This is a genomic window from bacterium (assembly GCA_035549195.1).
In the GTDB taxonomy this organism is placed as follows: Bacteria; Oederibacteriota; Muellerivitia; order Muellerivitales; family Muellerivitaceae; genus DASZRK01.
The window spans coordinates 198,623-220,093 of record DASZRK010000017.1 but is presented as its reverse complement, the minus strand read 5'-3'; the positions used below and the strand labels follow the sequence as shown (position 1 = coordinate 220,093).

Below are 21,471 nucleotides of genomic sequence, written 5' to 3'. Positions count from 1 at the left end.
GAACGCCGACCTTCAAGGAAAGAACAAACTTGCGCCGATGCGGAGCTTGTCCCAACCGGTAAGAACGGGACGATGGGCCAGGACATTGTAGTCGAGGGCCCGGATCCTATCCAAAATGGCCTGGCCACCCTTGACCGTGGCCTTGAGTTCCCACTTCAGACGTCCGGAAACCGATCCAAGAATGGGAAAACCCCTGTGGAAATACGATTCCGTGAAGTCCACCGCTTCCCGTACCATCCGGCGGACCTGCGGTGAATCATGATCGTTCAAGAGGTCCTTTTCACGGATCCCGTGTTTTTTGAGCAATTGCCTAGGGTAATAGATCCGGCCTTTTTTTAGGTCGATGGAACTGTCCTGCCAGAAGTTGATGAGTTGGAGCCCCGAGCAGATAAAGTCCGAATAACGAAGGGTTTTTGGGTCCCGGACCCCACTGATCCACAAGACCATACGGCCTACCGGGTCGGCGCTATGCCGACAGTAATCAAGCAGGGAATTCCAACTGGACCAGCGGTGCTTCACCAGATCCATGCGGAAAGCGCGTAAAAGGGCCAAGGGGAGCGAGAGAGGAATATCGAATTTTTGGATCGTACCCGCGAAGGCTACCAGGGCGGGACCGCTTTTTTTACCTTTCAGCGCTGCTTTAAGGTTCCGCTCCCAGCCGTCCAGGAGGGTTCGGCGTTTTCCCTCGTAGCGAGGTTCGTCCGCGAAGTCATCGGCGATGCGCGCGAAGGCATAAAGAGCGGCGATATGGGGGCGCGTTTCCTTGGGCAGGAGCCATGAAGCCACGGGAAAATTCTCATAATGTGAAAAAGCCAGTTTTTCACATTCCTGATAGGCCTTTTCCAAGGACGGAACGCTTTGCATGCAAGAAGGATAAAGGGGGAGATGGACGAAAAGAAAAGATTATTTCGGCTCGTCCCTTAAATGGACATAGACCCAAGCCGCTCCTGCGGCGCCCAACATGGGTCCCAGGGTATAGATCCAGATCTGGCCGAGGTCCCCTTGGAAAAGGGCGGGCCCCAAGGTGCGGGCGGGGTTCATGGAGGCGCCGGTCACGGGGCCGCCCACGAAAGCCGCCACCATGACGGCAGCCCCGATGGCGGCGCCCGCCATGGTGCCTTCGGCCCGGGTGTCGGTGGCGACGGCCATGATGACGAACATCAGGAAGAAGGTGAGGACCCCCTCCCAAGCCAGGGCCTGCGGGGGATGCACCGAGGAGAAGGTGGTCCCGAAGGCCCGGCCCGGGGGGAGGAGGATCACGAGCAACCCGATGGCGGCGATGGAGCCGAGGCATTGGGCGGCCCAATAGAAGGGGACGGACCTGGGCGGGAAGTGCCGCGTCAAGGCGAAGGCCAGGGTGACGGCGGGATTGAAGTGGGCCCCGGAGATATGGCCCACCGCATAGATCATCATCGCCACGGTCAGGCCGAAGACCACGGGAACGACGGAAGGAGCGATGGAGCCGGGGAAACGGTCGGCGACCATGACGGCCCCGCAACCGGCGAAGACCATCGCGAAGGTGCCGATGAACTCCGCCAGGGACCTTTTCCAGAGGATCAAGACCGGATCCCTTCTTCGGCGGCCCTCTTGAAGCGGTCCCCGATCATGTCCCGCACTTTGCGGAACTCCTCCAGGATCTCCTCAGTGGCCATCTCGGTCTGGGGAGGATCGGGGAAGGACCAATGGAGACGATGCTTGGCGTTGGGGAAGAAAGGACAGGTCTCATGGGCGTTGTCGCAGACCGTGATGACGTAGTCGAAGGGCTGGTCCAGGAACCGGTCCAGGGTCTTGGAGCGGTGGGCCGAGATATCGATGCCGACCTCCTTCATCACCCGGATGGCGTTGGCGTTCACGTGGGTAGCCACCGTGCCGGCGCTCTCCACCGCGAACCGGCCGCCACCGTAATGCCGGAGGAACCCCTCGGCCATCTGGGACCTACAGGAATTCTTGGTGCAGAGGATCAAGACCCTTTGTGCCATCGATGCTTCCCCTTACTTCTTTTTCCCCGCCCATTTTCCCAGGACGCTCTTGAGCCTTTTTTTCATTCGGCCCATTTCCTTCGTTTTCGATTCGAACTCTTGGATCTTCCTATTGAAAAGGTCCACGGTCAGGTCGCAGCAGGGCTCCAGGCCCTTCTCCCCGCAGGCGGTGATGCTCCGGATCTCCTTCAGGGTCAGGCCCAGCCCCTGGGCCTTCTGGATGAAGTGGAGGCGCTCCACCGCTTCCTGGGGATAGAGCCGGAACCCGCCGGGACGTCTCGAGGGCGTTTCCAAAAGCCCCTGCTTTTCATAAAAACGGATGGTGTGGATGGAAAGTCCCGTCTTTCGGGCCACCTGGCCGATCTGCAACAAGCCGTTCCTTTCCATGGCCCCTCCCCGGATAATCTACAATCTAGACCTTACTCTAGGGTCAAGACCCCGGGAACGAAAGTCCCGAGGAGCAGGTAAGATGTCCCGAAAAGGGGGAAGATTTGGGACCGGAAAAGGACGGTAGAACAGGGGACGGGATCCAGCCGGACCCGGCGGCCGAACGGGAAGTCCCCGCTTACTTTGATGAGTTCACCCTTTCCGGGGGCTGTTGCTCGAGCGGCTTGGAAGAAGAGTGATAGAATCTGGCGCGTTGCCTGGAATCCTTTGCCTGGGGCCCCTTTGAGGACATTCACGAAAACCTTTTTCCTGGGGGCCGCGGCATCCTTTTTCGGTCTTTTGGCCTTGGCGGAGATCCTCTTAAGAATGACGGTCCCCACGGGGTTCTGGTACCGGCACTTCGACCTTTCAGGCGACATGACCAGCCTTCCCGAGATCCGGGACCGCATCCGCTACGGGGCCCCGCAGAAGGACCGGATCCTTCTTTTGGGGGACAGCGTCCTGGGCGCCAGCGCCTTGATGGAGCACCGGATCCCCGACGCCCGGCAAAAGACCCTTCGGTCCGTCCTGAGGGGACTCCTGGGGGACCGGCCAACCCTGAGCCTTGGGTCCGATGGGCTCCTGCTCACCGATATCGAGGGGTTGAGCGCCGAATTCTCGGCAACGCCTCCGGGTGAGATCCTGCTGCTCCTGAACTTCCGCATGTTCTCAAAGGAATTCGCCGGAGGTCCCAAAGCCCTTTCCCGGCAATTCCTCCTCGGGGACCTTCCGGAGGACATCCAAAAGCGGTTGGCATCGGACCGAGCGCCGGGCGAGGAAGCCCGCCTCAGCGATGCCCTTTACGACGGCCTGTGCGGCCATTGGTTCCTGTTCCGGGAGACCCAGATGGCCAAGACCCTTTGGTATTACCCGAGCCAGCAGGATTTCTTCCAGCGCCAGTTGGAGAAGGTTGTCCCGGCCAACGAGGTCCTGTCCGAGATCGTGGAGGCTTCCCTCAAACAAAAGGTCGCTTCCTATTACCAGGCCCATACCTGGGACCCGAAGGGCCTGCCCTTCACCTGCTTGAGGCAGGTGCTCGACCAGTGGAGCGCCGCCCATATCCCGGTGCGGGTGGTCCTCACCCCCCAGAACCCTCCATTCCTGGGAAGTTACCTGGACAAGCCCAGCTTTTCGAAGAACCGGAAGGCCCTGGCGGCCTTCATGAAGCCTTATTTGAAAAAAGGGATCACTTATCAGGATTGGGCCGACCGATATCCGCCCTCCTCGTTCTTAGACCATTGCCACATGACCCCCGAAGGCAATCGGCGCTATGCGGGGGACCTGGTGACGGTCCTTTCCGGGAGGGCGCGATGAATTCCCGCGAATTTTGGAAAGGTTTCGCCCTGGGGGTGATCCTCTTCGCTCTTTTCCTGGCCATCCTGCTTTTTTCGGGCGACCTGTCGGCCTCTAAATTCATCTACGTGGATTTTTAATGATCTTCAATACCAGTTGGTTCCTTCTGTTCTTCCTGGCCTTCTACTTGGTCCTTTGGCTCGTCCCGAACCCGAGGCTCCGCTTCTATTACGTCCTCGCCTGTAGCGCTGTTTTCCATTACCACTTCGCGGGGCCCGCCGGGGTCCTGCCCATCATCGTCATGGCGGTCATCACCTTTTTCCTGGCCCGATGGATCCTCCGATGCCCGGAAGGAAGCCGGAAGAAGAAATGGGTCCTCGCCGCCGCGCTCCTGGTCCCCGTCAGCGGTCTTCTCTTCTATAAATACCGGGCCCTGCTCTTGGGGACCTTGGGGCCGTGGATGGGTGGGCCGGTCGGGGATTGGCTGACCCACAACGCCATCCAGCAGGCCATGCCGCTCGCCATCTCCTTCTTCACCTTCGAGTTCGTCCATTACCTGACCGACGTGTATATGGGGCACGGGGAGCCGGTCAAGAATCCCTTCAAGTTCGGGATCTTCTGCATCTTCTTCCCGTCCATCGTCTCGGGCCCCATCAAGCGTTTCCAGCCTTTCCTGGCCCAACTGGAGAACGGGCTGGAACGGCCGGGCCTGGAACGTGCGGCGGTCGGGCTTGCCCAGGTCCTGCTGGGATTCTTCAAGAAGCTGGTCATCGCGGACAACGCGACGATGGTCATCCACCTTTTGGAGAAGCGGACGGACCTCCATTTCGGGACCGTCTGCCTGTTGATGGCCCTGCTTTCAGTGCGGATCCTTTTCGACTTCAGCGGCTATTCGGACATCGCCATCGGCCTGGGGCGCATGATCGGCCTGGACCTTCCCCAAAATTTCAACTTCCCCTATATCGCCCGCAACATCACCGATTTCTGGCGGCGCTGGCACATGTCCCTCAGCAGTTGGATCCGGGACTACATCTATATCCCCTTGGGGGGCAACCGGCACGGCGACCTCCGCAAGTTCCTCAACCTGATGGTCACCATGTTCGTCTGCGGGCTTTGGCACGGGGCCAGTTGGCATTTCGGCATCTGGGGCATGTACCACGGGACGGGGCTGGCCCTCCACAGCGTTTGGAGCCGGTCCCGGACGGGCCAGGCCTGGGCCGGGAGACCCTTCAGCCGCTGGATCGACATCGCGGTGACCAACGTCTTCGTGGCCTATGGCTGGCTGATCTTCTTCTATCCGATGGGTCAAGTGCTCAAGTATACCGTGCGGCTTTTCCAGCTCTGAAGGGACCTGCCATGCCCCTTTTCCCCAGTTCTTGTTTTTTTCTTGGGACCCTCTTCCTTTCATTGTCCATCGGAGGGGCCGAAACCCTGACACCGATGGAAAGTTACAACAGCCTTGTGGCGGGAGGGGAAGATTCGGGATTTCAGGATGGGTCCTTCGAGGCGGCGCGTTTTTCCGATCCCCGGGGACTGGTCTTCGACGATACGGGAAGCCGTCTCTTCGTAGCGGACCGGGAGAACCACCGGATCCGGTTGGTCCACCTGGACGAGCAGAATCGGGTGGAGTCCCTGACCGGGACGGGCATACCCGGACTTGTGGATGGTCCCCTGGGATCAGCCTTATTCAATCAACCTACCGCCCTGGCTTTCATCCCACCCGACAAACTGGCGGTCTATGACCAGGGAAACCAGCTCCTGCGGTTGGTGGACTTGAAGGCAGGGTCGGTGACGACTTTGGGAAAAGGCACCGATGGGACATTCCCGGGAGCCCACGTGGGATCGGTCTGGGCCTTGGCCTACCAGCCTTTGGACAATTCCCTCTATTTTTCCCGACCGCTTGATCACTTGCTCCAACGTATGGAATTGGGGAGCCAAAGGGTATCGACCGTCCTCTCCCACGATACCCGTCTCCCCTCGCCCCGTGCCCTTTGTGTGGGGGCGACGGCGATCTACGCCGCGGACTCGGACCTTCCGACCGTTTATGAGGTGGGAGCGACCCCGAGCGGGGATTTAGGCCAGGATATTGCGTCCCTGAAAGAGGTTGGAAAAGGGGAACACATCCTTGAAATGGTCGAAACGGATGGAAAGGTCTATGCCCTTCAAAGTGGGGGAATCCCCGTGGCCATCGTCGTTCCCTCGTATGAATCGGTGCCTTTGGCGACGGTTTGGGGATCCTTGTTGGACCCGGTCTCCATGGGTGTACCGCCCCTCTTTCAAGCGACTACCCTTCTTCCCACTGGATGGGCGGCTTCCCCAAGAGAGCCCCGCAAGCTTTATCTTTGTGGAGCTTCCGGTAACCGGATCCTCAGCGTGAAGGACCATGGATTCGAAAAATACGAGGAGGCCCGATCCCGGATCGGGGACCGAACCCTATCGGATTTCGATTATCCGGCCAAAAAGCCGCCCAAGACTTTCCGCATCCTGGTGGTGGGGAATTCCCGGGTCATCACTGCTCCCGCGATCGTTCCGGACGCTGGAAGGGCGAATGTCGTTTTCAACGGCGACACACAAGGACGGAAATCCTTCAGGGCGGCGACCTTTCCCAAACAATTGGAGGTGATGTTGAACGCCCGAGCGTCCCTCACGGGCGAGGACCTCCATTTCGAGGTGCTGACCTTCGGCCGTCCTGGGGCCCATATCCAATATTTCGCCCCGGAGGAGGCCCCGGATCTGGCCCGCCAATATCAGGTTGACCTGGTGCTGGCTTTTGTCAGTCCATTTACCGTGGAGGGCTATCAGGCCTATTTCGAAAGACCCCTGGATGCGGATGGTATTCCCTATGTGCCGGATCCGTCGGGTCTCAGGGACGATCCCGAATACATCCTCAAGCCCTGGAAGGACCGGGTCCCGGAAGGCGTCCCGGCCCGCTTCCTGGGATACTGCATGAAAAAAGGATGGATCCGGGCGACCTCTTCCACAAGGCTGGTGTTCCCATTTTTCAGCGAACTTATGGCGGAAGGGGGCCCGGAGGTCCGGGAAGACCTGGTCCAGATGATCGGGAAACCATTCGAGGTCCTCAAAGACAAACTTCGTTCCCTGGAGCATCCGCCTGCATTTCTGGTCTGTTATGCCCCTTCCAAGGACAACGCCGGTTTGGTCCAGGAGGACTATAGGTCCTTTTGGAGGGAACTATGCGGCCGCTATTCCATGGAATTACTGGACCTGACCGATCCCTTCAATGCCTTGAAGACCTGCTTCTATCCCGTCGATGAGAACTGCTGTCATTTTCATTACACCTCTTGCGGGAATACCCTGATCGCGGCCTTGTTGGAACGGTACCTCCCGGGCCGAGGAGGGATCCCTTTACGGGAAGGGGAGAAGGCGGCGGGAGATACCACGGACCTTTCCCCGATGGACCTCTATAACAACCAGGTGGCCGGTTCGGAAGACGCCGGTTTCCGGGATGGGCCTTTTTTCCAAGCCCGGTTCCGGAATCCTGTGGGACTGGCCTTTGACGATAATGGATCCCGACTTTTCGTGGCGGACCGGGACAACCAACGCCTGCGAGTGGTGCGTTTGGATCAGGAAAATATCGTGGGAACGCTGGCGGGAACGGGGGAACGTGGTCGCAACGATGGTCCCCTCACGGCGGCGACCTTCGATCGACCCAGCGCCCTCGCTTGGGTACCACCGGATCATTTGGCGGTTTTCGACGCCGGAAGCGGTTCTTTGCGATGGGTGGACTTGGCCCAAGGAGCCGTCACGACCTTGGGGGCTTTCCCGGAAACCAATAACCGGGATTCTCCACTCAATGGCCTCTGGGATATCGCCTACCGTTCCTTCGACCGGTCCCTTTATTTCACCAGACCCAGTCAACAATCCTTGCAAAGAATGGAAGTGGACACGGGCAAGGTCAGCGAGGTCCTTTTCCAGGACCCCCGGATCCCCCATCCTCAGGCCCTTTGTGTGTCGGGGGATCGTCTTTTCGTGGCTGATCGGGACTTTCCTTCCATTTATGGGATCGAGGGACCTTCCCCAAGCGGAGCGATCTCCTTGATCGAGGCCGGCAAGGGGGACCATGTCCTGGAGTTGGTTTCGCTCGAAGGTGTCCTCTACGCCCTTCAATCCGCGAAGGAGCCTTGGGCTCGGGTAAATCCTTACGAACCCCTTCATCCCGCGACGCCTTGGGGTTTCCTGCTTGATTCGATCGATCCGGGTTATGCGCCCCTGTTGTCCTTTAGAGCCCTGCAAAAGGTCGGGTTCGCCGCCTCTTCCAGTTATCCCGGGAGGGTTTTCGTGTCCCAACCCGGCCAAGGCACACAATCCATCGTGAATTTAAAGGATTACAGCTACGAGGGGACCTGGAAGGGAAGGGATAAGGCCTCCGATGAAGGAAACGGAATCCTCACGGATTTCCGGATCCCTGAAAAAAAGGGCCCCGGTACTTTCCGGATACTGTTGGTGGGGGACTCCCAAGTTCTTTCCGGGGATGCCCCGGACGCCAATGACAAAGTGGGAAATGATTCGGGCGCCCAGGAGGCGAGGATCATGGCTTCTCCCCGGGCCCTAACCCTAGCCAAGCAATTGGAGTTCCAACTCAATACCCAGGCAGCGCTCCATCGTGTCCCGACCCATTACGAGGTCCTGATGGCGGGCCATCCCGGTCGGGCCGCCCAATTTTTCGCCTGCTCGGAAGTCCCCGCGTTGGTGGACCGCTACCATGTTGACGGGGTCCTTTTCCTGGCCACACCCTACAACGTGGACCTGGAAGGGGCTTACACGGATTATTTCATCAAGCCCCTTGGGAAGGACGGAGTCCCCCTTCCGGGGATTGACCCCGAATACCTCTTGAAGCCGACGACCGAGCGTATGCCTCCCGGTGTACCCGAGGAGCTTTACCGGATCGGGACACAGAAAGGATTCATTCACCACCAGTCGCCCAGCCAGGATCACTTTGCTCCCTTCGGCCAGTTACTGGGATCCGGGGACCGAGCCTTACGACAGGACCTTCTCCAACTTGTGGAACTCCCTTTACGGTCACTGGCCAGAAAGCTCCTTCGCCGCAAGGATGGTCGGGGATTCCCGGTCAGCCTCGCCATCTGTTATGCCCCCAGTGGGGACGCCGACGCCCAGACACAAGCCGATTACCATGCTTTTTGGAGGGAGTTGGATTCCAGGCTCCAGGTCCCGTTCTTCGACCTGGATGCCCCTTTTTCGGCGATGGAGCCCGCCTTCTATCCCACCCATGACGCTTGCTGCCACCGCCATTTCACGGCCTATGGCAATTCCCTGGCCGCTTTCCTTTTGAGCTATTATTTACCCCGGCAGGATTGGGTCCCTTTTACGTCAACCTCAACCCGGGTCGGGACGTCAAAATAAAAGATCGATGAAGCCCTATTTTGTGGAGAAACCAATGAAACGAGCATTCGCCTTGATCCTCTGCCTTTCCGTTCTTCCGGCCTTCGCCCAGGATGGCTCCCTCGCCCAATCCGCCAGTGAGGTGCCCTTGACGCCTACCCCGGCCCCGGCCATGGCGCATTGGGACGTCTCGAAGGTCCCCTGGGACGATTGGTTCAAGGACCACGCCACGGTCAAAGAGAAGGCGGAATATGTTTATTTTTTCTGGAACGCCCAGGACGTCAAACTTAACTTCGAGGTGAAGGACAAGAAAAAACGACTGGCGGAAGCGGCGCTGGAAATGGTCCGGCGGATGTATCCGGCGGGCTCCCAAATGGACCAATTGAAGGTGGACATCGTTTACGTCCTGGAACGGGACAGCTATGGGGCTCCCAAGTGGGACAGCATCCAACAGGTAGCGCACTTGGAGTTCAAACGATCCAAGATGCCCAAGGCGGTCAAGAAGCCGTTGGTCGCCACGTCCGCCGTCATGAAGAAGGTCTTTGAGAAATTCGAGGTTTTTTAGCTGGATCGATTGTTCCTTGAAAAGGGCGGACCCCCCCTTTAAACTTAAGCCCCTTTCGGGACATTTACCCGCCAGCTTTTGGCTGGGGGTTGAATATCCTTCTTTGTATTTAGGAAAGGCCTTCGGCCTTTCTTTCGAGGATAAGGACATTTAGCTCAGCTGGTTAGAGCGTCGCGTTCACATCGCGAAGGTCACTGGTTCGAGTCCAGTAATGTCCACCATTCAATGCGCCCCCAAAAGGGCTTACCCATAGCAGGCCCACCGCCCACCCCGAAAGGGGCTGGGCGGTTTTTTTATTGTGGAATCGTTGCTCCGGGCGTGAAAAAGGTGCGGGCCTGTTCAACCGGGGTTAAACTACTCACATGTGCTCCCGTTACGCGTTGAAAAACAAGCCCAAGGACATCGCCGGCCTCTTCAAGACCGAAAAGGTCGTGGATTGGAAGCCGCGCTACAACATCGCTCCCGCCCAAAGGATCCCCGCTTTTATCCGGACACTGGACCACAAGGGTCATGAGTTCAAGATGCTCCAATGGGGCTTTTTCGCTCCCTGGGCCCAGGGAGGGCGACTCCTGGTCAATGTCCAGAGCGAGGAGATCCGGCAAAAACCGGTCTTCACCGAGTCCTTCGAGAAGTGGCGTTGCCTCATCCCGGCGAGCGGGTTCTTTGAGTGGAGGCACCAGGCCAAGGAAACGCGGCCCTTTTATTTTCAGATGGCCGACGAGGCGCCTTTCGCTTTTGCGGGCATCTGGGGCCAACAGAAGGTCGAGGGTGAGAACGTGGAGGTCTGCGCCATCCTCACCACCCAACCCAACGAGATGGTGAGGGCGGTCCACGACCGTATGCCGGTCATCCTGGACCCGAAGGATTTCGGCCTTTGGCTGGATTCGGAGGATGTCAGGGATTTTGAGAGGATCGAGGCGCTTTTCAAACCCTTCCCGGCGGCGCGGATGAAGTCCTACGCGGTCGGGTCCGTCGTCAACAAGGTCGCCCACGACGGGCCGGAATGCATCCAGCCTTCCAATGAGCCGGAGACCCTTTCCTTCCAGTTCTAGGTCCTTTGGGCCTTTATCCCTTTTTTCCGCCGCGATAGGTGGCCGAGCTGTCGGGTGTTTCCCAGAGGACAACTTTTTTCAGGGAAACTTTTTCATTCCTCAAAGGACTTTCCAATAGGTCCCAGATGGTCTTGGCCATGTTCTCAGCGGTGGGTTGGACGGCCGGCGAGGATTTGAAGGGCTCCACTTCCTTATTGATGAAGCGGTGGTCGAAACGGGCGAAGACCTCCCGCTGGAGGATCTCCTTCAGGACCCGGAAGTCGATAACGAAGCCGGTCGCGTCCTGGATGGGGCCCTGGACCGTCACCGCCAGGCGGTAAGAATGCCCATGGGGATAGTGGGAGGCCCTGGGGTCATCCTTTCGGAACCCCGAACATTTCCGGAAGGTCTCCAGGTTCCTTGCCCGGTCCCACTTGGGATTGTGCAGGTAATGGGCGGCCTCGAAGGTGATCTCCTTAGTGATCTGGGCGAGGGTCTTTTTCATGGCGTGTCTTCCTTGAATTTCTGGGCGATGGGCACCCGGCGTCCCATGCCGAAGGCCTTGGTCGTGACCTTGAGACCCGGGGCCATCTGGCGCCGCTTGTATTCGTTCTGGTTTATCTTTTTCAGCACGTCACGCACTAATCCGGCGTCGAACCCTGCTTTCACGATCTTGGAAGGCGGCTGGTTCTCTTCCACATAAAGCCGGAGGATCGCATCCAAGTCCTCATAAGGCGGCAGGGAATCCTGGTCCTTCTGATTCGGGCGAAGCTCGGCGGAAGGGGCCTTGGTGAAGATGGCTTCGGGGATGAGGGGCTTGTCCCGGTTGGCGTAGCGGGCCAGTTCATAGACCATGACCTTCGGCACGTCCGAGATGACCGCCAGGCCTCCGCACATGTCCCCGTAGAGGGTGCAATAGCCCACGGCGATCTCGCTCTTGTTGCCGGTGGAAAGCACCAGTCGGCCGAATTTATTGGAAAGCGCCATGAGGAGAAGGCCCCGCAAACGGGCCTGGAGGTTCTCCTCGGTGATGTCCTTAGGGGTACCCTGGAAGGCCGGCCCCAGGCTCGAAAGGGCCGACTCGAAGAGCGGCGTGATGGGGATCTCCTTGAACTCGATGCCCAGGTTCGCGGCCAACTCGCGGGAATCCTCGATGGAACCCCGCGAGGAATAGGGCGAGGGCATGGTCACTCCCATGACGTTCTGCGGACCCAGGGCCTCGGCCGCCAGGGCGGCCACCAGGGCCGAGTCGATGCCGCCGGAAAGCCCCACCAGGACCTTTTGAAATCCGCATTTGCGGACGTAATCCCGAGTGCCGGTCACCAGGGCCTGGTAGATCTTGGCCTGTTCGCTCTCGGGGACCTGAGAGGTCTTGAGGGTCGGGTTCTCGGTGTCGAAGACGAGCAGGTCCTCTTCGAAGGCCTTGCCCAGCTGAAAAAGGCTCCCGCCGCCGTCCACCACCATGCTGCAACCGTCGAAGACCAGCTCGTCGTTGCCGCCCACCAGATTGCAGTAAAGGACCGGGCATTGGGCCTTGCGGGCCACGTCCTTGAGCAAGGCTTGGCGCACGGAAAGCTTGGCCTGGTGGAAGGGGGAAGCGGAAAGGTTCAGGACCAGGTCGGGTTTGGCTTTCCCGATCTCCTCCATCGGGTCCTTGGCGTAAAGGCGGTGGGTGAAAACGCCCTCCACGTTCCAGATATCCTCGCAAATGGTGAGGGCCACCTTCAGGCCCTTGAACTCGAAGGGCGGTTCAGGCCGAGGTGCGGGAGCGAAGTAACGGGCTTCATCGAAGACGTCATAATTGGGGAGCAGGACCTTGTGGTAGGTCTGGAGGATCTTTCCGTCCGTTACCGCCACGGCCGCGTTGAAAAGGGGGTTGCCGGGCCCGGGGTTCTCCAGGATGGTCCCCACCACCGCCAGGATCCCTTGGGCGGCGGAGGCCACTTGATCCAGGGCTTTTTGGGCGGCTTGGAAAAAAGACAGGCGGTCCAGGAGGTCCCGGGGCGGATAACCGGTCAGGGTCAGCTCGGGAAAGAGGGCGATGGCGCAGCCTTCCGCCTTGGCTTTCCGAAGGGAAGCGAGGACCTTGTCGGTGTTCCCATCGAAATCCCCTACGGTGGTATCGATCTGGCAGACGGCGATCTTCATGGGTCCTCTCCCGCGCTCGATGCGGAATTCCTGTAAAGGGGATTCAGTGTAAGGGGAAGGGTGGGCTAAGTCAAAATGAGGGGGACGGAGGCCGGACGGTTCATTGGGAAGGCCAAGGAACCACCCGTTCTTGGATCAATTTGTGGGCCAACACCAGGGCTTCGACGAAATAACCGTCGGAACTGAAGTGGTCGTATTCCTTATGGTCGGAAAGGGGATACCAAGCGGGGCGCAAGGCGGTGAAATCCTTGGAAAGGTCCAACAATGGGACGTGCGTGTAATCCCCTAGGTCGTTCCAAAAGGGCATTTGGGCCTTCATGGGGAAGAATTGGCCCACCGGGAGGATCCCCAGGCGAAGGGCGACCGGTTGCCCCTTGTGGGTCCTCATGGGATCGATCTTGTCGTGGAGCATGCGGATCGGCCTGCCAATGAGCTGGACAAGGTCCTTTTCAATGTCGGGTTCGGCCACGAGCCGGTTGAAATCGGCGAACCAAAGTTCCTTGCTCTTTTCGTCGGACCGGGCCAGGTTTTTGGACCGGCAAAGCTCGAAGAAATGACCCGCCAGGTTCCCGGGCATTTTATCGGCGATCGGCTTCAACAAGATCTCCGGGTCCAGGTCCTTCTCGGGGATACCCTCGGACGAAAGGGGCCGGATGAAATAATCCTGGAACGAGAAATCGGTGGAATTGGTCGTCCTCCCATCGAACATATCGGGCGTGAACATGTTGGGACTGAAGAGGTAGAGGACCAGGTCCACATCGTATTTTTGGACCACATCGGGGGCCAAATAATAAGGCCAAAGGAAAAGCGGGTGGGTACCGGGCTGGGCCAAGGTCAGGACCTGGAAATGGATGGGGTTGTCATCCAGGGAGGCCAGGGTGTTCAATTCCAATTCCAGGCGTTTGGTCAATCCGCCCATCAGGTTTTCATGGTTCCACCCCTTCTTTTTTTGATCATCGGGAAAGGTGTGGTAAACATGCGAATCCCCGATAACGAGGATCCGGAAGATATGAGGAGGTTTGTCCGCGGGATAGTCCCAGTCGGTCAAACCGCTGGCCAGGGGCATTTCCGGTCCCGCGGCGATGAGATCATCTTGGAACACATCATGGAACGAGAACAAACTCTGCCATTGAGGACTGGGAATATAAAAACGATCGGGTGAAAACGGGTCGGAGATCAGCTGGAGGTTGCTTTCCGGGCCCAAGCCATCAAAGCAGGGAACACTGTCCGCGACCGTTGGGAGGGGGTCACCCCAGGCCGAGACCCATTGGACCTTCCTGTTGTAAGGCTTCAGTTGTTCGAAGGGCGCGCTTGGGTCGTTTTGGAGGGCATAGAGGCCTTTTTTGGAGCCCACGAGGGACAGGATGGCCTTGCCCTGGCCTATTGGTTCCAGGGCGGTTCCGTCCTTCGTTTGCCGACAATGGTAAACACCTGGAAGGTTGCGGTCCGCGACATAAAGGCCTTCTTGCCAAACGCAAAGGGCTTCGGGATTCGGGATCTCAGGGCGATCGTGAAGGACGGTGGTGATGGTATTGGTTTTGAGGTCCAATTTTTGGACCGAACCGAGCGCGGGTTCGGAAAAGAAAAGGCAGTCCTGGGAGCCCTGGAAGTCCATGCTCCAGATGGCGGAAAGTGAACATTTTTGGGCGGGCCCTTCCGAGAGGCCGCCTGCATCGGACCCGGCCAGGGTGGTCACAGCCCTATTCGGAAGATCCACCAGGCGGATCCGGGAATTGCCCTGGTCATTGACCGCCAAAAGGCCCGGACCTATGAAAACCAAGGAAGTGGGGGACCGGAACCTGGCCCGATCGAAAGGCCCATCCAGGTAGCCCGATTGGGTGGTTCCCACGAGGGTGGAAACCCTGTTGTTCTCATCCAATTCCACGACCCGAATGCAATGGTTGTCCCTATCCGCGACATAAATCTTCCGGCTCGAAGGGTCCATGGTCAAACCCGATGGATGGTTGAAGGTCGCCTTATTAAACTCCCCGTCGTCCCGTCCGGTCGAACTTTCGCCGGCTAAAAGGTCCAAATAGGACCACATCGGGGTCACGGCTTGGGCCGATCGGGAAAGAAAAGGGAGGAACAGGCCGCATAAAACCAAGATCCTTGTCATGTGGGCCAATGGGCATCCTTAAGAAAAATCTCCGAGGCGGACCGATCCCAAAAATCCCTTTCGAGATTCTCTTCAAGATAGGATAAAAATTTTATCACCTATTAAAATACTCCGCTACTTGGGTGAAAGGAGGCTCTCTTGATATTTGGAGTCCTGGCGGATACCCGGGGGCCACTTCAAACGCCCCAAGTGGCCGCATTGAAGAAGGCCTTCAAGGGCGTGGACGGTATCCTGCACGCCGGGCCGGTGGGCGAGATGCCTGTCCTGGAACAGCTCAAGAAGATCGCCCCGACCAAAGCGGTTTGCGGCAACGCGGAGAACTCCATCGTTCGCTCCGAGCTCCCGGTGACCCTGGTCTGGAGGTCCGGGGCCTTTATCCTGGGGATGACCCATGGCTATGGGAAACCGGTGGGGCTCAAGAACCATCTATTGTTGCAATTCCAGGAAGAGAAGGAACCGGTCCAGGTCATCGTTTATGGACGAAATTTCGACCCCATCGCCCGGCAAGTGGGGGGACACTTCTTTTTCAATCCGGGCTCCTTCCTGGGAAACCTGCCCGAGGGCCAACATGGACGCACAGGTCCCTGCCGGGTCGGGTTGCTTTTCCTCCAAGGGAAGAAAGTGGACGGTCATTTGTTCACGATCGATCTTTAGTAGAATCAAGGCCATGTCCGACCCGATCCAAGCCCGGAATTGGAGGTTGATCCCTTCCCTCGCCCGCCCCACCCCCGGGCAGATGGCTTACGACACCGAATTGTTCAAGAGGTTCCGGTCCGGGGATTCGCCCATCCTGCGTTTTTTCTACTTCGAGCGGCCAACCCTTACTCTTGGACGCCTGGAAGCCAACCGCCTGGACCTGGCGTCCCTTCCTTATCCTTATGAAGTTCGGCCCACCGGGGGCCGGGCGGTGCTCCATGGTGAAGGGGACCTTTGTTATTCCATCGTGGCGTCCACCTCGGACCACCTGGTCGGGGGGGAACTGTTGGAAAGCTACCGAAAGATCAGCGCCATCCTGTCCTATGCCCTTCGGGACCTGGGCCGGGAAGTGCGGTTGTCCGAGGAGAAACATCCGGGGTTGGAAGCCGGCCACTGTTTTTCCTCGCCCTCCTTCGGGGAACTGGTCCTGGAAGGAAAGAAAGTGGCCGGGGGGGCCCAGGCCCGGGAAGGTTCGGTTTTCCTCCAACAAGGTGTGATCCTCCTTTCGGTCGCGGCGGAGTGGAAAGGGCTCCTTCGGGGAGACCCGGGTCCCGCCATGACCGGGCTCAACGAGGACGCATCCCTTTCTCCCATCGCCCGGATCGACGTGGAACGCGCGGTCATTTCCGCCTTCGAGGAAGCCGGGATAAACTTTGAAAAGGCGACCCCTGCCGGATCTTTGGAGTAGGCAGGCCGCTTTGTGGGCTATTTTGCGTTTTCTCGCGGCCTGCTAGGATAAGCCCATGAAAAAATTCGACGCGCTGGTCATCGGGGGCGGACCCGGCGGTTACACCGCGGCCCTGGCCCTGGCCCATCAGGGCAAGACGGTCGCGCTCTTCGAAAAAAAGAAGATCGGCGGCTCCTGCCTTCACGTGGGTTGCATTCCCACCAAGCTCCTTCAATCGGCCGCGTCCCGCTACCATGCCCTCGGCAAGGAAGGGAAGGCCTGGGGCATCGAGGCCGACAACCTCCGGTTCAATTTCCAGACCCTGGTGGACCGGACCCAAAAGACCCTGGCCCTCCTGGAGCGCGGCATCCAATCCCAACTTTCCGCCGCCAAGGTGGAGGTGGTCCAGGGCGAGGCCCAAGTGAAGGCCAAGGACCTGGTCACCTGCAACGGGCACGAATACCAGGGCACGAACCTGCTCCTCGCGCTAGGTTCACGGCCCCGACACCTGCCCGCTTTCCCCGTTGGCGGCAACGTGGTCACCAGCGATGAACTGCTCTCCCAACCGAGGCTTCCCAAATCCCTTCTCATCGTCGGAGCGGGTGTGATCGGCCTGGAGTTCGCCTGCCTCTATGCCCAGTTGGGGGTGAAGGTGCGCATGGGAGACGTCTTGCCGAAGCTCCTACCCAACATGGACGAGGAATTGGGCCAGGTGATCCTGAATTCGGTCCGCAAACTGGGGGTCGAGATCGAACTGGGACTTTTGGAAGTGAAGCCGAAGGACGAGGAAATGGTCCTGGTCTCGGCGGGCCGTGTCCCCAATTCGGACCAGGCGGGCCTGGGGAACCTGGGCCTCCAGGTGGCGGGCGGGAGGATCGAGACCAATCCTTTTATGGAAACCTCCTTACTCGGGGTTTTCGCCCTGGGCGACCTGACCGGACGCTTCCCTTACGCTCACACCGCTTACGAACATGCCCGCATTGCGGCCGGGAGGATCGGCGGGGGTCAGGAAGGGATGGATGATTCCAAGGTGCCCCATGTGGTCTTCACCTCGCCCGAGATCGCGTCCGTCGGCTTGACCGAAACGGAAGCCAAGGGCCGGTTCCCGAACGCCAAGGTGACCAAGCGCAACTTCGCCGCCAACAGCAAGGCCCGCATCCTGGGCGAGATCGGTGGATGGTCCAAGATGGTCTATGACGGGGACTCGGGGCGCATCCTGGGGGTCCATGTCACAGGTCCTGAGGCGACCGACCTGATCGGGGAAGCCTGCGTGCTGGTGTCCCAGGGGATCACCTTGGAAGCCTTGGAAAAAGTGGTCCATCCTCATCCTACGCTCAACGAAATATTCGGCCTTCATGGAGGGGGTCGAGGCTGAAAATGGGCGGTTTTATGGGGTTTTAGGTTTTCCGTGAATTGCCCGTTTTTTGCTTTAGTTCGATCCCCGACCGTCGTTAGATAGTGAACAACCTCAAGGAGCTTCGGTTGAAAAAGGCCCTTCTTTCCATTCTCTTGGTCCTCGTGGTGGCCCCCCTCTGGGCCGGCCCCCCCATGAAGGTCGTTTATAGCACCTCCCGCACCGCTAAGTTCGACTGGAAATGGCCCTACCATCCCATTGAGCGTTTCAGCGCCGTTCAGACCAAGCCCTACCATTACGCCAGCCGGGTCGCTTCCATGAACCTGGAGAACGTCGCGAAATACCGCTTCTACTTCCCGGAGAAGACCTGCCATCGGGAATGGGGTTACTTTTTCACACCCGGGACCAAGCTTTGTCCCAAGCATCCGGTCATTATTTTCGGTGCCCCCAAGAACTACGACGAGACCATCTACCTGCAGAAGTAGGCCCCGCCTTACCTTCCTGTCCGCATTCCGGTTGTGAAAACTACAATTTTGTCCCCGGGATTTTCCGCCCCATTCCCAAGTCCGTTGTTTACCCCTGGTCCGGAGAAGTTTTCGATATTTTTGGACCCGATCCGGGGCTTTTAGGCTTGTTTTAGGAGTGCCGGATGGGATGGGACCTCATTCGTCCGGTGGTATAACAATTGCTTTTTACCTTCCTAGCCACGTCCCTCGGGAAGGGTCCATGTTCCGGAAATTCAGGTTCGAAGAAACGATCTACTCCGACCTTTCGGATATCCCCATGTCCACCCGCTTCAAGCTCGACCGGGTGGGGATCCAGTTGGATGCCAAGACTTGGTCCCACTTCTCATTGGAAGAGCGCCGGGTCCTTTGCCACCTCTCGGTGCGGAGCCAGGGGGAATTGGGCTGCTATCGTGACTTTCTTTTGTTCCTCCTGCGCAAACATAAGGAAAAGGCCGAAAAACGGGACCCGGAGAGCACCCGGCAAGAGCGGTCGGAATGGGAGAACCTGAGCCGCATCCCCGAAATGGTCTATTTCCGCATCCTCAAGCTCAAGAAGCTGATCACGCCCCAAGAATGGATCGATCTGGACGACCTGGAGCGTTACGTGCTTTTCAAGCTCTCCCAGGACAAACGGAACGATGAGGTCTTCGCCCAGGCTTTCGAGGAATTCCTACCCCTTACCGGGCTCAAGGCCCAACGGATCTCCTAAGCCCTTTTTACGGAAGGGATGCGGGTCCGTAACCCTGATTTAACCCCGTTGGCCGAACCTATCCTCAACGACACCGGCCACGCCCCTCGACATCCTCCTCCGCCTACAAGTCTTTGAGCCAAGGAGAACCTAATGTTGAGCTTGGATCTGGCTTCGGACGGCATTTTGTTCCAGTGCGATGGCTGCCGCCATGTGGGGGAGATCCACGTGGAAGGCATGGCCGAAGATGGTTCGGTCTATTGCTGGAAGTGCCTGGGCCGGATGAAGGCCCAAGAAACCCAAAAGAAAGCCAGGGTCATCAGGATCATGGAACCAAAAGGGGCCATTTCCCCGGTCGAGGACGGCCAGTGCGGCCGTTGCGGGGTCATCCACGAGCCGGTCTCGATCTTCGTCGATGAGAACGGTCAGGGCTTTTGTGTGACCTGCTGGCTGGGCAAGGAGCCCACCGGAAGCCGCCGACGTCTGATCCTCATCGAGACCTGACGGCAAGGCCATCTGGCCTGATCCCAGTTCCTCGGGATCCATAAGGACCGAGCGCTATTCCCATTTTCCGGCCCCTTGTTCGATGATCTTTTGGGCCCGGGAAGACATCATCTCCGCCTTCCTGAAACACGCATCGGCCTCGGCCTTGCGCCCCTGCAATTTCAAGCAGAAACCCAGGTCATAATATAAATGCCCCGCTGGCACCCCAAGCTGGATGGCGTTTCGATAGGCTTCGGTCGCCTCCATGAAATGGGAATCAAGGAATTTAAGGAACGCCAACTTTTCCCAATAGACCGCAGTGAGAAATCGGTCCTCTTGGCATTGTTTCCGCACATCCGGCCGGCTTTCCAAGAATGATTCCCATAGGTCCGTGGATCTCTTGTCTTTGATCGCCCGGTCGATACCATCGAAAGTCCTTTCTGCGGAGATCCAAGACGCGAGGGTCCCCCTTCCGATCTCCTGGGCGCGCACTAGGATCAAACAAATGGGTCTCCGCTCAGATCCGGGGACGGTATCGACGGCCAATTGCCTGAAACGAAGGCCGGGGAAACGCACGATGAAATAGGGAAGATATTCGGAGTTAACGACCATCGAAGCCCATTCCCCAGGCTGGGGATCCCGCCGGTCCAGAAGGTTAAAAGGGTGGACCGCCAGGGAAAGTACCTTATTGTCGTAGTCGGTGTTGAATTCAGTGAAAATATAAAGAGGTCCCGTCCTTTCGCGCTGCGCTTCCAAAGTTTTGTAAGCGTCCCAGTGGGAAATGGGCCGCCATACATGTGCTGGCCCGGCCTGGGGATCGCAATAAGAGCCGAAGAAGGAAAAAGAGTTCATTATCAGGATGGGGATAAGGAGGAGGAGCGGTGCCCATCTCGGGGCCCTGGACCAATATCCCACCAAGCTTTGGACCCCGAAGGTGGCTGCGAGCGCGAGGAAAGGGAAGGCGGGAGTTATCCTCTGCAACTCCAGGCTGTTCGTGACCACGCCCGGCTGAAGGGCCAGGAAGAATCCCACCCCAAGGCCCAACGCCCATTTTCTCGTCGGTGACCCGATCACCTGGATGACCCCCACTAGGACCAAGGCTCCCGTGATAGGGTCCAACATCCCACCTTTCAAAGGGCCAAGGGGAAAACTGGAGGAGCCATCCCAAAAGATGCCGTTCAGGTAAAAGGCGTAGGAGCGTAAGGAGAACCAGTTCCCGAAATCATTCCGGATCAAGGACATTCCGCCGGGGGCCAAGCGTGCCAGTAGCAGAGGAACGGCGAAGGGAAGGGCAAGGACAGGAAAGACCGGCATCAGGGACATGCGGCGCTCCTTCCATTGCGCAAAGACCAAAATGAGCAGGAAGAACGACCAGATCGGGAGCCAGTTCGTATAAACGAAAAAGCCCATCCCGCCCCATAAGCCAAGGGCCAGGAGGAAGAAGATCTTGCGCGGGCCTTTCGCGGTTTTTACGTAGAGGCCCCAAAGCCCGAATCCGGCCAATTGGAAAAGTGGAATGAAATCGTTCGGGGTGGAAAGCCGCATGAGGGAGAACTCCCAAAAGGAAAAGGCGAGGATCCAGGCGAAGATCATCGAGAAGCGGGAGGAAAAACGCGTCCTGGCCGCACCGTAGGCCATCAAGGCGACGGCTATGGAAACTAGCGCCGGGAAAACACGCAAGGCCCATAGGGAAGGCTCCACCAGCCGGTAATAAAGTCCCAGGGCCCAGATCAGCAAAGGCTCCATCCGGGCTTCCGCCCAGAGAAGGTTCCATTTCCAGTGTTCCTTCAATCCCAATGCGAGATAGGAAAAGGTGCCCTCATCTGAAATGGGCAAATAGGGCAATCCTTCCAGGCGGAAGAAGCGGGTGAAGACCAAGCCTAGGAGGAAAAGGATCCAATACAACGGAAGGAACGACCGCCGACCTTTGTCCCGGTCATCGGCCAGGAAAGAGCTTTTTTGTCTTAGGACGGCATGGATGCCTGTCACCGAGGGGACCAGGATCCCGAAAGCGAAGATCCAAAGCTTGGATGTTAGGTCCCATGACCCGAAGGACAAAAGAAGATTGGCCGTGAGAAAAAGAAGGAAATAAAAAGGCGGATGAAAAGGGACCGATAGGGACCGGCCCGGAGTTTTAAAAGGCCGTTCTTGGCGCATG

21 protein-coding genes and 1 tRNA gene are annotated in these 21,471 nt (G+C 58.4%); 14 read left to right on the top strand and 8 right to left on the bottom strand.

Annotated elements, in window-relative coordinates:
• Window positions 1-12: 12 nt before the first annotated feature.
• Genes hpnC through VHE12_04265 form a run of 4 tightly spaced genes read right to left on the bottom strand, consistent with a single transcriptional unit; the run spans window position 13 to window position 2,366 of the window.
• Window positions 13-864, bottom strand: coding sequence for a squalene synthase HpnC (hpnC, locus tag VHE12_04280; protein HVZ80002.1), 852 nt, complete (start codon window positions 862-864; stop codon window positions 13-15).
• Window positions 865-903: 39 nt separating this feature from the next.
• On the bottom strand, window positions 904-1,560 hold the full coding sequence (locus tag VHE12_04275; protein HVZ80001.1) for an MIP family channel protein: 657 nt from the start codon (window positions 1,558-1,560) through the stop codon (window positions 904-906).
• The gene (locus VHE12_04270; GenBank protein HVZ80000.1) at window positions 1,557-1,979 is read right to left on the bottom strand and encodes an arsenate reductase ArsC; all 423 of its coding nucleotides are present in this window, start codon (window positions 1,977-1,979) and stop codon (window positions 1,557-1,559) included. Before VHE12_04270 ends, VHE12_04275 begins: the two co-directional genes overlap by 4 nt.
• Window positions 1,980-1,991: 12 nt before the next feature.
• Entirely contained in the window at window positions 1,992-2,366 is a 375-nt protein-coding gene (locus tag VHE12_04265) for a MerR family transcriptional regulator (protein HVZ79999.1), read from the bottom strand.
• Window positions 2,367-2,470: 104 nt separating this feature from the next.
• Between VHE12_04265 and VHE12_04260 the strand changes: the two genes are divergently transcribed.
• The 8 genes from VHE12_04260 (at window position 2,471) to VHE12_04225 (ending at window position 10,676) form a co-directional block, all read left to right on the top strand.
• On the top strand, window positions 2,471-2,605 hold the full coding sequence (locus VHE12_04260; GenBank protein ID HVZ79998.1) for a hypothetical protein: 135 nt from the start codon (window positions 2,471-2,473) through the stop codon (window positions 2,603-2,605).
• A gap of 43 nt (window positions 2,606-2,648) precedes the next feature.
• Window positions 2,649-3,719 carry a hypothetical protein gene (locus VHE12_04255; GenBank protein ID HVZ79997.1) on the top strand — a complete coding sequence of 357 codons (1,071 nt, stop codon included), beginning with the start codon at window positions 2,649-2,651 and terminating at the stop codon, window positions 3,717-3,719.
• Complete coding sequence (locus VHE12_04250) at window positions 3,716-3,838, top strand: hypothetical protein (GenBank protein HVZ79996.1); 123 nt, start codon at window positions 3,716-3,718, stop codon at window positions 3,836-3,838. The genes VHE12_04255 and VHE12_04250 overlap by 4 nt, the downstream gene beginning before the upstream one ends.
• Window positions 3,838-5,043, top strand: coding sequence for an MBOAT family O-acyltransferase (locus VHE12_04245; GenBank protein ID HVZ79995.1), 1,206 nt, complete (start codon window positions 3,838-3,840; stop codon window positions 5,041-5,043). Before VHE12_04250 ends, VHE12_04245 begins: the two co-directional genes overlap by 1 nt.
• Before the next feature lie 11 nt (window positions 5,044-5,054).
• The gene (locus VHE12_04240; protein HVZ79994.1) at window positions 5,055-9,080 is read left to right on the top strand and encodes a hypothetical protein; all 4,026 of its coding nucleotides are present in this window, start codon (window positions 5,055-5,057) and stop codon (window positions 9,078-9,080) included.
• A gap of 34 nt (window positions 9,081-9,114) precedes the next feature.
• A complete protein-coding gene (locus tag VHE12_04235) occupies window positions 9,115-9,624 on the top strand; it encodes a hypothetical protein (protein ID HVZ79993.1) in 510 nt (169 codons plus the stop codon).
• 144 nt (window positions 9,625-9,768) lie between these two features.
• Window positions 9,769-9,845: transfer RNA gene (locus tag VHE12_04230), tRNA-Val, on the top strand.
• Between the two features lie 141 nt (window positions 9,846-9,986).
• The gene (locus tag VHE12_04225) at window positions 9,987-10,676 is read left to right on the top strand and encodes an SOS response-associated peptidase (protein HVZ79992.1); all 690 of its coding nucleotides are present in this window, start codon (window positions 9,987-9,989) and stop codon (window positions 10,674-10,676) included.
• Window positions 10,677-10,689: 13 nt separating this feature from the next.
• Here the strand turns inward: VHE12_04225 and VHE12_04220 are convergent, their stop codons facing one another.
• From VHE12_04220 to VHE12_04210, 3 genes are all read right to left on the bottom strand, one after another.
• Window positions 10,690-11,160 carry a 6-carboxytetrahydropterin synthase gene (locus VHE12_04220; protein HVZ79991.1) on the bottom strand — a complete coding sequence of 157 codons (471 nt, stop codon included), beginning with the start codon at window positions 11,158-11,160 and terminating at the stop codon, window positions 10,690-10,692.
• Window positions 11,157-12,803, bottom strand: a complete 1,647-nt coding sequence (locus VHE12_04215; GenBank protein ID HVZ79990.1) for an NAD+ synthase — start codon at window positions 12,801-12,803, stop codon at window positions 11,157-11,159. Before VHE12_04215 ends, VHE12_04220 begins: the two co-directional genes overlap by 4 nt.
• A gap of 100 nt (window positions 12,804-12,903) precedes the next feature.
• Window positions 12,904-14,919, bottom strand: a complete 2,016-nt coding sequence (locus VHE12_04210; protein HVZ79989.1) for a hypothetical protein — start codon at window positions 14,917-14,919, stop codon at window positions 12,904-12,906.
• Window positions 14,920-15,057: 138 nt separating this feature from the next.
• Between VHE12_04210 and VHE12_04205 the strand changes: the two genes are divergently transcribed.
• The 6 genes from VHE12_04205 (at window position 15,058) to VHE12_04180 (ending at window position 19,334) form a co-directional block, all read left to right on the top strand.
• The gene (locus tag VHE12_04205) at window positions 15,058-15,573 is read left to right on the top strand and encodes a YfcE family phosphodiesterase (protein ID HVZ79988.1); all 516 of its coding nucleotides are present in this window, start codon (window positions 15,058-15,060) and stop codon (window positions 15,571-15,573) included.
• 13 nt (window positions 15,574-15,586) lie between these two features.
• On the top strand, window positions 15,587-16,303 hold the full coding sequence (locus VHE12_04200; protein HVZ79987.1) for a hypothetical protein: 717 nt from the start codon (window positions 15,587-15,589) through the stop codon (window positions 16,301-16,303).
• Window positions 16,304-16,358: 55 nt separating this feature from the next.
• A complete protein-coding gene (locus VHE12_04195) occupies window positions 16,359-17,657 on the top strand; it encodes an NAD(P)/FAD-dependent oxidoreductase (protein ID HVZ79986.1) in 1,299 nt (432 codons plus the stop codon).
• Between the two features lie 107 nt (window positions 17,658-17,764).
• Entirely contained in the window at window positions 17,765-18,121 is a 357-nt protein-coding gene (locus VHE12_04190; GenBank protein HVZ79985.1) for a hypothetical protein, read from the top strand.
• A 241-nt stretch (window positions 18,122-18,362) separates the two neighbouring features.
• Window positions 18,363-18,851: a nitrate reductase associated protein gene (locus tag VHE12_04185; GenBank protein HVZ79984.1), complete on the top strand. Its 489-nt coding sequence runs from the start codon at window positions 18,363-18,365 to the stop codon at window positions 18,849-18,851.
• Window positions 18,852-18,983: 132 nt separating this feature from the next.
• Window positions 18,984-19,334, top strand: a complete 351-nt coding sequence (locus tag VHE12_04180; protein ID HVZ79983.1) for a hypothetical protein — start codon at window positions 18,984-18,986, stop codon at window positions 19,332-19,334.
• A 54-nt stretch (window positions 19,335-19,388) separates the two neighbouring features.
• Here the strand turns inward: VHE12_04180 and VHE12_04175 are convergent, their stop codons facing one another.
• A complete protein-coding gene (locus VHE12_04175; protein ID HVZ79982.1) occupies window positions 19,389-21,470 on the bottom strand; it encodes a hypothetical protein in 2,082 nt (693 codons plus the stop codon).
• Between the last annotated feature and the right edge of the window lies 1 nt (window position 21,471).